The following is a 13594-nucleotide window of genomic DNA, read 5'->3' as shown; positions in this document are numbered from 1 at the left end:
ATCGCAGGAGCTTTTTCATATTACTTAGTTAGTGCTTTTTGAATTTCTTCAAGTACTTGTTCTGCACCTTCACGGCTTAGAACGATCTTACCATTACCGATAGCAAGATTGTCGTCGGAAACTTCACCAGTTACCTGACAAGTCATGTTAGGCTTGTATTTCTTAAGTACGATGCGGTCGTCATCCACGTAAATTTCAAGAGCATCCTTCTCAGCAATGCCTAGTGTACGACGTAATTCGATCGGGATTACAACGCGGCCTAGCTCGTCAACTTTACGTACAATTCCAGTAGATTTCATGATACATTTCTCCCCTATTCCCAATTTTTTTATTAAATACGTCATGATTCGACAAAATTCTCTGTTTATGTTTTATATAATACCAGTGTTTCCCATAACCGTCAATCCTTTTCAAAGGGTAAATATTTCCTAATATGAAGGTGTTTATAAGGCTTCTGGACGATTTATACTATGAAAATACGAATCTTTCATGATATGAAGTTTCGACATATTTTTCGAGAATCCTTCGACAAAATTGTTGTTTTGTCGATTCTTCCTACGTTTAATTGACATTCTTGCATTTCTTCCTTAAATTAGGTATATTTTGATGAAGAAGCACTACTAGTGACCAGCAACGATATAACATAATTTTTGATGTTGTTTTAACGTGAAGAAGAGAGTTTTGAATGCTCTCGTCCTGTGTGGACGGGGGCTTTTTATCCCTCTGCAGAGTATAAAAGTTTTATTTGCAAAGCAGCTACGACTATTGATACTTAGATAGAATGAAAGGGATTCTCCTTTTATTCAGATCTCACTAGATAACTGTATGATTCAAGGAGGAAAACGACATGGGTGACAAAACGTTCTATATTACGACCCCGATCTATTACCCGAGCGGTAAATTGCATATCGGTCATGCGTATACGACAGTAGCGGGAGATGCAATGGCAAGGTACAAACGTTTGAGAGGATTTGAAGTCCAATATCTCACCGGAACCGACGAACATGGGCAAAAGATTCAAAAGAAAGCACTAGAGCAAGGGGTCACACCACAAAAATATGTGGATGATATTGTTTCTGGTATTAAAGAACTGTGGGATAAATTAGATATTAGCTATGATGACTTTATTCGCACCACAGAAGACAGACATGAGAAGGTTGTCGAAAAGATCTTTCAGAAGATGTACGAGAAAGGGGATATCTACCTTGATGAGTATGAAGGTTGGTATTGTACCCCTTGTGAGTCCTTCTTTACAGAACGTCAGTTAGAAAACGGAAAGTGTCCAGACTGTGGTAGAGAAGTTGAGAAAGTGAAAGAAGAATCTTATTTCTTTAAAATGGGTAAATACTCTGATCGTCTTCTGAAATTCTACGAAGATAATCCTGAATTTATTCAGCCTGAGTCTCGGAAAAACGAAATGGTCAACAATTTCATTAAACCTGGCCTTGAAGATCTAGCCGTTTCTAGAACTTCGTTTGACTGGGGTGTGAAAGTCCCTGGCGACCCTAAGCATGTTATTTATGTTTGGATCGATGCTTTGTCGAATTACATCACCTCCCTTGGTTATGGAACAGATGACGATGAGTTATTCAATAAGTTCTGGCCAGCGGATGTCCATCTCGTTGGAAAGGAAATCGTTCGCTTCCATACGATCTATTGGCCAATCATGCTTATGTCCTTAGAGCTTCCTTTACCGAAAAAGGTATTTGCACATGGATGGCTTCTAATGAAAGATGGCAAAATGTCTAAGTCAAAAGGTAATGTGGTTGACCCAGTTACACTTATCGATCGTTATGGTCTTGATGCTCTACGTTATTACTTATTACGTGAAGTTCCTTTCGGCTCAGATGGAGTATTTACTCCTGAAAGCTTTGTTGAGCGAATTAATCATGACCTAGCCAATGATTTGGGGAACCTATTAAATCGTACAGTTGCAATGATTGATAAATATTTCGATGGAGAAGTTCCGACTTATAAAGGTTCAGTAACTGAATTTGATGATAATCTAGTTGAACTAGTTGAAAAAACAGTAGAAAAGGTTGAAGAATCCCTTGATAACATGGAATTCTCTGTAGCATTGGCTTCCATCTGGCAGCTGATCAGTCGTACAAATAAGTATATTGATGAAACGCAACCATGGGTCCTTGCTAAGGATGATGCGAACAAAGAGAAGCTTGGAGCAGTTATGGTTCACCTTGCTGAATCATTAAGGCAGGTAGGAATTATCCTTCAGCCATTCTTAACTCAGACTCCAAAGAAAATTTGGACTCAACTTGGTATTGAAGAAGGAGAACGCACAAGCTGGGAATCACTTCAGTTCAAGCACGGTTATGGTGGAACTAAGGTTCAAAAGGATGCTCCATTATTCCCTCGTCTCGATCGTGATGAAGAAGTCGCACATATTGTTGAAGAGATGGGCGGCAATAAGGTTGAGGAAGCCCCAGCCATCGAAAAACCTGAACTTGAAGAAATAACGATTGAAGATTTCACTAAGGTGGACCTTCGTGTTGCACAAGTTTTGGAAGCTGAACCGGTCAAAAAAGCAAATAAACTTCTTAAGTTACAACTGGACCTTGGATATGAAACGAGACAAGTTGTTTCTGGAATAGCGAAACACTACAAACCTGAAGAGCTAATTGGTAAAAAAGTTGTTTGCGTTTCTAATCTTAAACCAGTAAAGCTACGAGGAGAATTGTCAGAAGGAATGATTCTTGCCGGTGAACATGATGGTGAACTTAAACTATCAACGATCGCTGAAAGTTTACCTAACGGAACGCAAATCAAGTAATAATGTAAGACTCGGTCTTTTGGGCCGGGTCTTTTTTACTTTTAATTTCACAATATATTCCTTGAAATAGTTCTCTTTTACCACGAACAATTCCTTTTTTATAACCGAAAATAGTTTTAACTTAACAATATAATTTGTTGTAAATCGTTCTTTGTAACGAAATTGTAATTGAATTGAAACTGTTTAGCATTAGAAAAAAACTAGTACATTTGTTACACTTGCTTCGTACTAAATGGAAAAAGGAGTTTTGTCATGCTATTCGACACGCACACCCACTTGAATGTTGAACAATTTTCCGAGGACAAATTAGAGGTTATTGATCGCGCTCAAGAAGCTGGTGTAAGTAAGATGATTGTCGTTGGTTTTGACCACGAAACAATTACGAACGCTATGAAGCTTGTTGAAGAGTATGAATTTCTTTATGCTGCTGTAGGATGGCATCCAGTAGATGCAATTGATATGACAGATGAAGATCTAGCGTGGATTGAAGAGCTTGCAAAGCATCCGAAGGTTGTAGCTATTGGAGAGATGGGACTTGATTACCACTGGGACAAGTCACCACACGATATTCAAAAAGAAGTATTTCGAAAGCAAATACAACTTGCAAAAAAAGTGAAACTACCGATCATTATACATAATCGCGAAGCGACGAGGGATGTCATCGATATTCTTAAAGAAGAAGATGCTTCTGAAGTTGGCGGTATTATGCACTGCTTTGCTGGCACCGTTGAAGAAGCAAATGAATGTTTGGATATGAACTTTTATATTTCTCTTGGGGGACCGGTCACATTCAAAAATGCGAAGCTTCCTAAAGAAGTAGCGAAAGAGGTTCCTGTTGATCGCCTTCTTGTCGAAACAGATTGTCCATTTCTTGCCCCTCATCCATTCAGAGGTAAACGGAATGAACCATCATACGTAAAATTAGTTGCTGAACAAGTTGCTGATCTTAAAGAAATGGAATACGAAGATTTAGCAAGTGCGACATTCGACAATGCCATGCGATTATTTGGAATAAAACGTTAAAAGATACTGTCAAAAGATGATAAGTTAAGCTAGGTTTTTTACAGGGGTTAGAATGAGTGACAGCTAATAGCCATTTGCAAGTGATCATTTATTCTTTATTTTTCTCTTCTCTTGCAATAATAGATACCGATTCTATCAAACTTGCAAGGTGTGGAACTTGTGTGAGAGTGTTAGAAGCTTTTCTTCATAAAACAAAGGCGGTTCTAGGAGGACTCTATAACAATGAAAATTAACATGCAAAATTTTTCCGCTAAGAGCGGGAAGAAAATTTTTATGGCGCTATTAAGCGTAGTTGTACTGGGTTTAGTCTCCGGCTTTATCGTGTTTGAAACTACAAAAGCTTCTGTAACACTAGTTCTAGATGGAGAAGAGAAGCCTGTTAAAACACATGCTAGTACGGTTGGAGATCTATTAAAAGAACAAGAAGTTGATGTAGGAGAGCACGATTATATAAACCGTGAACTTTCAGCGGAGTTAAATGCAGGAAGTACAATCATTTGGAAGCCTGCTACGGAAGTGACGCTTAAGGTTAATGGAAAAGATAAACGTGTTTGGTCAACGAAAGAAACAGTTAAGGAATTACTAGCTGATGAGAATATCAACTTGAACGAGCATGATCAACTCTCAGTTTCGATGGATAGTGAGCTTAAGGAAGATATGAACATTTCGATAACTGAGGCTTTTCAGGTAAATGTCAATGACGGCGGGGAACAAACGGATGTTTGGACCACTTCGACTACGGTCGCTGACTTTTTAGAACAGCAGAATATTGAACTCGGAAAACTCGATCGCGTTGAGCCAGGTAAGGATACGAAACTTAAATCAGGCTCTGATGTTAACGTGGTAAGAGTGGAAAAAGTCACCGATGTAGTGGAAGAATCGATTGATTATGCTACGGTTACGAAAAAAGACAGCTCTATGCAAAAGGGTAAAGAAAATGTTGTTAACTCAGGCAAAAAAGGCAAGGAACAAAAGCATTATGAAGTTGTTCTTGAGAATGGCAAGGAAGTCTCACGAGAACTTGTGAAAACAGACGTTGTTGAAGAAAGCAGCGATCGCATTGTTGCTGTAGGCACACAGGTGATTAAGCAGACAGCATCTAAGAAAAAAACGGTTGCTTCTAGTAAGAAAAAATCCACTTCCTCATCTAAGTCTTCTAGTGGAAAGGTCTTATATGTATCAAGTACAGCTTACACAGCAAATTGTCCTGGGTGCTCAGGGATTACAGCTACAGGATTCAATTTGAAGTCTAACCCTGGAGCAAAAGTAATTGCGGTGGATCCAAGTGTGATCCCTCTAGGATCTAAAGTACACGTTGAAGGATACGGAACAGCTATTGCAGCTGATACTGGTGGAGCGATCAAAGGAAATAAGATCGATGTTTTCTTCTCATCAAAATCAGCAGCCTATTCATGGGGACGTAAGTCAGTGAAAATTACGATTCTAAATTAGGACAAGATATATGATATGCTAGTAACACAGAGGGGGAATCTTTCTCTCTCTGTGTTTTTTATATGAAAAATAAACGACTTCGATGGCCAAACTATTGCTATCTATATAAACGATGTAAGAATTCATCAGGTTTCATTTTCTGGAGGACGTATTGTGAAAGTTAAAGAGATCATTATAGTAGAAGGAAAGAATGATTCACTAGCGATTAAACGAGCATTAGATGCCGATACACTGGAAACGAATGGCTCTGAAGTAAGTGAAGAAACGCTCAAACGAATCGAGCTTGCTGCTAAAAAAAGAGGGGTTATTATTTTCACGGATCCTGATTACCCAGGCACACGAATAAGACAAATTATTAGTCAGCGTCTCCCTTCTTGTAAGCATGCCTTTTTGAATAAGAAATATGCTATTTCTGCTAATGGGAAAAAGGTTGGGATTGAACACGCATCAAATGAAGCGATTAGGGATGCAATCCTTACTGTAAGAGAAGAATTTGATGCACCGGATGTCTTGATCGAATGGGAAGACTTAATCGAGGCCGGGCTCGTGGTAGGTCCAAAAGCTAAGGAAAGAAGGCAGGCACTAGGTGAGAAGCTTCAAATGGGTTATATGAATGGGAAGCAATTATATAAAAGACTACAAATGTTTCAAATCACAAGAGAAGAGTTTATACTCGCATTCGAAGAAGTATTACAGGAGGAACAAGAATGAGTAAAGAAATATCAACACCTGTGAGAACGAAAGAAATTTTAGAGAAATATGGCTTTAAATTTAAGAAGAGTTTAGGACAGAATTTCCTGATCGACTCGAATATCCTTACAAAGATTGTGGATCAGGCAAAGCTCACGCCTGAATCAGGTGCTATAGAAATTGGTCCAGGTATAGGCGCGTTAACAGAGAAGTTGGCTAAACAAGCAAATAAGGTCGTGGCTTTTGAAATTGATCAGAGGCTATTACCAATTCTAGAAGACACTCTTTCACCTTATCCTCATGTCAACGTACGTCACACGGATGTTCTCGAAGCTAATGTTCATCAGGTGATTGAGGAGGAATTTGAAAAAGGCCAAGATTTGATGGTAGTCGCGAACCTTCCTTATTATGTTACGACACCAATTTTAATGAAGCTATTAGAAGAGAAACTTCCTGTGCGTGGAATTGTAGTCATGATCCAAAAAGAAGTTGCTGAACGAATTGCTGCTAGCCCAGGTTCAAAAAACTATGGCTCACTCTCACTAGCTGTACAATATTATGCTGAAGCTAGAACGGCTCTTACAGTACCTAAAACGGTTTTTGTACCACAACCTAATGTAGACTCTTCTGTCTTGCATTTAGAGCTCAGGAGTGAGCCTCCTGTTGATTTGCACAGTGAGAAATACTTCTTTGAGGTTATTCGAGCTAGTTTTGGTCAAAGACGAAAGACATTAATGAATAATCTGCAAAATAATTTATTAGGTAAAGATAAAAAACCTGCGATTGAAGAAGTATTAGAAGAAACGGAGATCGATGGTAGAAGACGTGGAGAAACGCTCTCCATGGAGGAATTCGCAAAGCTTAGTAACGCTTTTTATAGTCGATTTAATAGCTAAGACACTTCAAATGAGGTGTCTTTTTTTTATGGTTTCAAAGCTTCCATCAGTCCTAAGCTGTATGACCGAGTTCATCTTTTCACTAAGTTTTCATATAGTAAAAAAGAGTGGTGTTTTAAGCAAAGAGGTAAAGCGGCCTGGGGGGAAGACAATGACAATGAAAGAAGGAGACATCGTAGCCAGGCGTTCGTATGGCTGTGATTTGATTTTCAGGATCACCAAGGTGAATGATTCGACTCAAACTGTAGAGCTTGTAGGGGAAGATATGAGGCTGATCGCAGACTCGCCTGTTGATGACCTTGTTTTGATCGATACAACAGAGCACAAAACGAGACGAGAACAAATAAAGGAAAAGGAGGATTATTCCTTTCGTTTATTTCGCCAGGATTACCAGTTACTAAGAATGAAAAGAGAGTACACAGCTACAAACAATTTCAAAAAGGAAACAAGTTTTTTCGAAATACCTGGCAAGATTCTTCATATAGATGGTGATGCATTATATTTAAATAAATGTCTTGAAATGTATAAGCGGCTTGGTGTGCCGGTCTACGGAATATATATGAAAGAAAGTGAAATTCCAGAAAAAATCATTAAGCTCGTAAACAATGTGAGGCCTGATATTCTCGTGATTACCGGGCACGATGCATATAGTAAACACAAAGGTGAGAAAAAGGATTTACAGTCCTATCGTAACTCAAGGTATTTTGTTCGCGCTGTAAAAGAAGTAAGAAGTGTGTTTCCAAACCTTGATCATTTAGTTATTTTTGCAGGGGCATGTCAGTCCCATTTTGAATCGTTAATTCGTGCTGGTGCAAACTTCGCAAGCTCTCCTGCGAGAATTAACATTCACATGTTGGACCCAGTTTTTATTGTTTCAAAGATTGCTTTAACATCGTTTACAGATCATGTAAACGTTTGGGATGCTCTACGGAATACATTAACTGGTGAAGATGGGCTTGGTGGAGTGGAAACAAAAGGGATTCTTAGAACGGGCATGCCGATGAAAGACCACGAGGAATATTCAGAATAGGTTGAAGGATGGTGATTACACCATCCTTCAGCCGCTTATTGGAAGATTTTTAAGCGCATTCACATATTTTTCGACAAACTTGCGAAGACTAAAATTACACATCTTTGATAAATAACAATTGACATAGTTTTTCATTCGTTGTTATAATTTAAGTTTTATTTGACAAAACGGCGCAAAAGATGTTATAATTTGTCTAAGTGAGGTGGATGGTCCTATGGCAAAATCGATCGTAGAGATTAAACAGACGTTACAATCCCAAGTTGGCAAACGGTTGACCTTGAAGGCAAACGGAGGTCGCAGGAAGACAATTCAACGTTCAGGCATCCTTGAAGAAACCTACCCGGCAGTGTTCATTGTTAAGCTCGATCAGGACACCAATGCATTTGAACGTGTCTCTTACAGCTACACGGACGTACTGACCGAAACAGTACAGTTAACTTTTAACGAAGAACCAGCAGCAGTAAGCGGTTAAGGCGATCGGTCTAACTGCTTTTTTTGCTTTTTAGAGAGCTTTTTGGTGCAATGCTTCCCATTATTGGATACATATTTAAGGGATAGTAACTTCTTTTGCTTCTAACACTAAGAGTGTCACAGGAGTGAAAGGAGCTGAATTCGCATGGGTAGACATAAAGGAATCATGTCAGACCATTTGAAGGAAGAAATTGCGAAAGAGCTTGGTTTTTATGATACGGTTCAGAAAGAAGGTTGGGGAGGAATTAAAGCTCGCGATGCAGGTAACATCGTGAAGCGTGCTGTTGAGATGGCACAAGAAAAACTTGCAAACCAACAAAAAAACTGAACCCTGTGACGACGAACCCCGGCTACCTGCCGGGGTTTTTGTTTTTTCTACTTTTCGGTGGCTAGCTATAGTGGCCAGGTCCTCGATCGCTTCACCTTTTCAATTGAACACAAAGAACGTGTTTCCTTGAAAAGGCTCCAGCGCTTGTCGGACCTAAACGGCCACTTCCGCTTTTCTCGTGTCTAGCTGCAGTGGCCAAATACTCCGTCAGTTTCGGAATGTAGATTGAGACAAAAAGCGTCTCATTCTACATTCCTCCAACTTCCTGCGTATTTTAACGGGCCACTTCCGCTTTTCGTTTTCAACTCGCAGAAACTCTGATATTTCACTCTTTCACAGGAATACAAAAAGCGTATTCCCGTTCAAGAGTTCCAATATCTCCGTTCCTAGACGCTCGTTTCCGCTTTTCTGGTGTCTAGCTGCAGTGGCCAAATACTCCGTCAGTTTCGGAATGTAGATTGAGACAAAAAGCGTCTCATTCTACATTCCTCCAACTTCCTGCGTATTTTAACGGGCCACTTCCGCTTTTCGTTTTCAACTCGCAGAAACTCTGATATTTCACTCTTTCAAAGGAACACAAAAAGCGTGTTCCATTTCAAGAGTTCCAATATCTTCATTTCTAAGCGCTCGTTTCCGCTTTTCCTATGTGTTACAATTATTCGGAGAAATAAATTTGTCGAACGGTAGAACTAAAATGAAGGTGAACGAGATGAAGAAACTAAGTGTGAAGGCACCAGCGAAAATTAACTTAGCGCTTGATGTTTTGTATAAACGCTCTGATGGTTTTCATGAAGTAGAGATGGTTATGACAAATGTTGATCTAGCTGATCGATTGGAACTGTCTGACCTTCGTTATAATGGAATTGTTCTGGAATCAACAAGTGGGTTTGTTCCAGATGATAAGAGAAATTTAGCTTATCAGGCAGCGGCTCTTTTAAAGGAGCGCTATTCCATTAAGAAAGGAATTTCAATCAAAATCGATAAGCAAATCCCAGTTGCAGCAGGGCTAGCAGGTGGGAGTAGTGATGCAGCAGCGACACTTCGTGGTCTGAATGAGTTTTGGGAGTTAGGACTTAGTTATGATGAGCTTGCTGAACTTGGTTCAGAAATAGGCTCTGATGTTGCGTTTTGCGTATATGGAGGAACGGCTGTAGCGAGAGGGCGCGGCGAGATTATTACGCCGATCGATGCTCCTCCACCATGCTGGGTGATTCTTGCTAAACCTTCGATCGGTGTTTCAACTGCCGATGTATACAAAAGACTTAACACTTCCAAGATGATTCATCCAGATATTGAAGGAATGGTTGAGGCAATTGAGTCAAAAGATTATGAATCGATATGTGGCAAGCTTGGTAATGTGCTAGAGGATGTGACGCTCAAGCTTCATCCGGAAGTTCGTCAGATTAAAGAAAAGATGGAACAGCTTGGAGCGGATGGTGTGTTGATGAGCGGAAGTGGTCCGACGGTGTTTGGATTAACAAGGCATGAATCACGTATGCAAAGGATATATAACGGATTAAGAGGCTTTTGTGATCAAGTTTACGCTGTTAGGTTATTAGGAGAGAAGAACCCTTGATAAAATCCGTATGTTAGTGGTATATTGTTGGTAATTATTCGGATTTTTGGAGGTTCTTCTATGAAGATGAAGCGAAGTTCTCGACTGGTGGACATGACAAGGTATCTACTTGAGCATCCGCATCGGTTAGTATCATTAACAAATTTCTCTGAACGATATGGAGCTGCCAAATCCTCAATTAGTGAGGATTTGGTAATCATCAAGGAAAACTTTGAACAACAGGGTGTGGGCTCATTGCTAACAGTTCCAGGTGCAGCAGGTGGTGTGCGGTACATCCCGTTGATTAGCCGCCCTGAAGCTGACAAAGTAGTCTCAGAACTCTGTGAGTTTTTAGAAAGTCCTGAAAGACTTTTGCCAGGTGGGTATTTATATTTAACAGATATCCTTGGAAATCCAGAAATGATGAATCAGGTAGGACGTTTATTCGCTTCGGTCTTTGCGGATCGAGACATCGATGTTGTGATGACAGTCGCTACAAAAGGGATCCCGCTTGCTTACGCAGTAGCGAGTCATTTAAATGTCCCCGTCGTGATTGTACGGAGAGACAGCAGGGTGACAGAAGGTTCTACTGTAAGTATTAATTATGTTTCTGGTTCATCCAAACGAATTCAAACGATGGCTTTAGCGAGACGAAGCTTAAAGCCTGGCGCAAACGTCCTTATTGTCGATGACTTTATGAAAGTAGGAGGAACCATTCAAGGAATGGTGAATCTTCTAGAAGAATTTCAAGCTGAAGTAGCAGGGATCGGCGTTCTCGTTGAAGCAGAAGGCGGAGGAGAAGAACGGTTAGTTGAAGAGTATGTATCGATGATGAACCTCGGTGGGGTCGATATGAAACAGCGAACCATTCAAGTAGCTCCAGGTAATTATAAGGATTTTCTCACTAATTCTACAGAAGGAGTGGAAACCGAATGAAGAAAATATTTACCCAGGAAGCGCCAGAAGCAATAGGTCCATATTCACAAGGAATCATTGTAAATAACTTGTTTTATAGTTCAGGTCAAATCCCATTAACACCAGAGGGAACCATGATTGGTGAGGGGATAGAAGAACAGACGCATCAAGTGTTTGCTAACGTTAAAGCAGTTCTTGATGAGGCTGGCTCTTCATTAGAAGATGTCGTGAAAACAACGGTATATATCAAAGATATGGATCAATTTAGCGCCATCAATGACATTTATGGCGAATACTTTTCTGAACATCAACCAGCGAGGTCTTGCGTGGAAGTTGCTCGCTTACCGAAGGATGCTTTGGTAGAAATGGAAGTTATCGCTCTTGTTCATTAAAACACTCATTAAATGGGTGTTTTTTTATATCTAAATAAATTTTTATAACATTTTTTATTTTTAGAAGAAGGGATTTTTGTAAATAAGTTGAATATTGCATATATGCTCTAACTAATGGAAAAAGGTGGTGTACTCACAGGTGGAAATTACAGATGTTCGCCTACGTCGTGTGAATACGGAAGGACGCATGCGCGCAATCGCTTCCATCACTATGGATCATGAGTTTGTTGTTCATGACATCCGTGTGATTGATGGAAATAACGGCATGTTTGTAGCGATGCCAAGCAAAAGAACTCCAGATGGAGAATTTCGCGATATCGCTCATCCGATTTCCTCGAATACAAGGGAAAAAATTCAATCAGCAGTATTAGCTGAATATCATCGTGTTGGAGAAATGGAATCTGCATATGAAGAAGCTGGTGCTTCTTAATAGGTGAAAGCCCGGTCGTATGACTGGGCTTTTTTATATAGGGAAAATACAGGTATCTTCATTAATATGGAAGAGATGGATCTAGAAAATGACGATTATTTCTTTTTTAGGGTAAAATGCTTGATAATTAGGGAACTTCCTTGAAAATAAGGGGTTTTTAAGATATAGTCATAGTGGAAAAAAAGGATACAATGGAGGTTCCATATACATGAATAGATACGCAGTGGTATTGGCAGCAGGTCAAGGTACACGTATGAAGTCAAAGCTATACAAAGTCCTTCACCCTGTTTGTGGGAAGCCGATGGTAGAACATGTCGTCGACCAACTTAATGCCCTCGAGCTAAAAAATATTGTGACTGTTGTTGGACACGGAGCTGAACTGGTAAGTGAACAGTTAGGAAAGCGTTCAGAGTATGTTCTTCAGGAAGAACAGCTTGGTACGGCTCATGCAGTTATGCAGGCTAAAGATATTCTTTCTGATAAAGACGGAGTAACTCTAGTTGTATGTGGTGACACCCCTTTGATTACGAAAGAAACGATGGATTCTTTGCTTTCGTATCATGAAGAGCAGACAGCAAAGGCAACAATCCTTACTGCCAAAGCGGATAACCCGTTTGGCTATGGTCGTATTATTCGTGATGAGAACGGAAGCGTACAGCGTATCGTTGAACAAAAAGATGCAAACGAAGCAGAACAAAACGTAACTGAGATAAATACAGGTACATACTGTTTTGATAATAAGACACTCTTTGAAACCCTTCAATTAGTAAATAATGAAAACTCTCAAGGGGAGTACTATTTACCAGATGTAGTTGAAATTCTTCAACAACAAGGCGAGGTTGTAGCTGCTTATCAAACAGCAGATTTCAATGAAACGATGGGTGTAAATGACCGAGTAGCACTTTCTCGTGCTGAGCAAGCTATGAAAAAGCGAATTAATGAGAAACATATGCGTAACGGTGTGACTCTTATTGATCCAGATGCGACTTACATTTCTCCTGATGCAACAATAGGTCAAGACTCTGTGATTTATCCTGGTACTACAATTAGCGGAGAAGTCGTTATCGGTAATGAAACCGTCATTGGACCAAATAGTGAGATCAAAGACAGCAAAGTCGGTAGTAATAGTGTCGTTAAGCAATCTGTCGTTCATAATAGCGAAGTGGGCAATGATGTTACGATAGGGCCTTTTGCTCATGTGCGTCCTTCTTCTGAAATTCACGATGGTGTGAAAATCGGGAATTTCGTAGAAGTGAAGAAGTCCGTTATGGGTGAAGGAAGCAAAGCCTCCCACCTAAGTTATATTGGTGATGCTGAAATCGGTAAAGAAGTGAATCTTGGCTGTGGATCAATAACTGTAAATTATGATGGTAAGAATAAATACCTCACTAAAGTAGAAGATGGAGCGTTTATTGGCTGTAATGTGAATTTGATTGCACCAGTTAATGTTGGTAAAGGAGCGTTTGTGGCAGCTGGCTCAACGATTACGGATGATGTGCCGGAACAAGCATTGTCGATTGCGCGCTCTCGTCAGACAAATAAAGAAGACTATGCTTCGAAATCAAACGACAATTAATTTTGAAATGATAAGAAAATCCGAATTGTAGAGTGGATTCAGCGCTCT

Annotated in this window: 15 protein-coding genes; 14 read left to right on the top strand and 1 reads right to left on the bottom strand. The window is 39.9% G+C overall.

What is annotated here, in order from left to right; all coding sequences use genetic code 11:
* Positions 1-20 precede the first annotated feature (20 nt).
* A complete protein-coding gene (locus SJY16_RS00730) occupies positions 21-299 on the bottom strand; it encodes a transition state genes transcriptional regulator AbrB (RefSeq protein ID WP_377887166.1) in 279 nt (92 codons plus the stop codon).
* Positions 300-847: 548 nt separating this feature from the next.
* Here SJY16_RS00730 and metG point away from each other — a divergent pair.
* From metG to glmU, 14 genes are all read left to right on the top strand, one after another.
* Positions 848-2788: a methionine--tRNA ligase gene (gene metG, locus SJY16_RS00725; RefSeq protein ID WP_377887165.1), complete on the top strand. Its 1941-nt coding sequence runs from the start codon at positions 848-850 to the stop codon at positions 2786-2788.
* Positions 2789-3040: 252 nt separating this feature from the next.
* Complete coding sequence (locus SJY16_RS00720; protein ID WP_377887164.1) at positions 3041-3811, top strand: TatD family hydrolase; 771 nt, start codon at positions 3041-3043, stop codon at positions 3809-3811.
* 56 nt (positions 3812-3867) lie between these two features.
* Positions 3868-4044 carry a hypothetical protein gene (locus tag SJY16_RS00715; protein WP_377887163.1) on the top strand — a complete coding sequence of 59 codons (177 nt, stop codon included), beginning with the start codon at positions 3868-3870 and terminating at the stop codon, positions 4042-4044.
* Positions 4034-5263 (top strand): ubiquitin-like domain-containing protein, encoded by a 1230-nt coding sequence (locus SJY16_RS00710; RefSeq protein ID WP_377887162.1) that lies wholly within the window; start codon positions 4034-4036, stop codon positions 5261-5263. The genes SJY16_RS00715 and SJY16_RS00710 overlap by 11 nt, the downstream gene beginning before the upstream one ends.
* Positions 5264-5416: 153 nt before the next feature.
* A complete protein-coding gene (gene rnmV, locus SJY16_RS00705; RefSeq protein WP_377887161.1) occupies positions 5417-5974 on the top strand; it encodes a ribonuclease M5 in 558 nt (185 codons plus the stop codon).
* Entirely contained in the window at positions 5971-6849 is an 879-nt protein-coding gene (gene rsmA / locus SJY16_RS00700) for a 16S rRNA (adenine(1518)-N(6)/adenine(1519)-N(6))-dimethyltransferase RsmA (RefSeq protein ID WP_377887160.1), read from the top strand. Before rnmV ends, rsmA begins: the two co-directional genes overlap by 4 nt.
* Before the next feature lie 151 nt (positions 6850-7000).
* Positions 7001-7879, top strand: coding sequence for a sporulation peptidase YabG (gene yabG / locus SJY16_RS00695; RefSeq protein WP_377887159.1), 879 nt, complete (start codon positions 7001-7003; stop codon positions 7877-7879).
* Between the two features lie 214 nt (positions 7880-8093).
* Positions 8094-8351, top strand: coding sequence for a biofilm formation stimulator Veg (gene veg, locus SJY16_RS00690; RefSeq protein ID WP_377887158.1), 258 nt, complete (start codon positions 8094-8096; stop codon positions 8349-8351).
* A gap of 144 nt (positions 8352-8495) precedes the next feature.
* Entirely contained in the window at positions 8496-8678 is a 183-nt protein-coding gene (locus tag SJY16_RS00685; RefSeq protein WP_377887156.1) for a small, acid-soluble spore protein, alpha/beta type, read from the top strand.
* A gap of 709 nt (positions 8679-9387) precedes the next feature.
* Complete coding sequence (ispE, locus tag SJY16_RS00680; RefSeq protein WP_377887154.1) at positions 9388-10254, top strand: 4-(cytidine 5'-diphospho)-2-C-methyl-D-erythritol kinase; 867 nt, start codon at positions 9388-9390, stop codon at positions 10252-10254.
* A 60-nt stretch (positions 10255-10314) separates the two neighbouring features.
* Positions 10315-11169 carry a pur operon repressor gene (gene purR, locus SJY16_RS00675; protein WP_377887153.1) on the top strand — a complete coding sequence of 285 codons (855 nt, stop codon included), beginning with the start codon at positions 10315-10317 and terminating at the stop codon, positions 11167-11169.
* On the top strand, positions 11166-11540 hold the full coding sequence (locus SJY16_RS00670; protein ID WP_377887152.1) for a RidA family protein: 375 nt from the start codon (positions 11166-11168) through the stop codon (positions 11538-11540). The genes purR and SJY16_RS00670 overlap by 4 nt, the downstream gene beginning before the upstream one ends.
* Positions 11541-11679: 139 nt before the next feature.
* Positions 11680-11970 (top strand): septation regulator SpoVG, encoded by a 291-nt coding sequence (gene spoVG, locus SJY16_RS00665; protein WP_224885464.1) that lies wholly within the window; start codon positions 11680-11682, stop codon positions 11968-11970.
* Positions 11971-12178: 208 nt separating this feature from the next.
* Positions 12179-13546, top strand: coding sequence for a bifunctional UDP-N-acetylglucosamine diphosphorylase/glucosamine-1-phosphate N-acetyltransferase GlmU (gene glmU, locus SJY16_RS00660; RefSeq protein WP_377887151.1), 1368 nt, complete (start codon positions 12179-12181; stop codon positions 13544-13546).
* The last annotated feature ends 48 nt before the right edge of the window (positions 13547-13594 follow it).

The sequence above is a fragment of the Alkalihalobacillus sp. R86527 genome, assembly GCF_042466185.1.
Classification (GTDB): Bacteria; Bacillota; Bacilli; order Bacillales; family Guptibacillaceae; genus Guptibacillus.
This window is presented reverse-complemented; position numbering and strand designations above follow the sequence as displayed.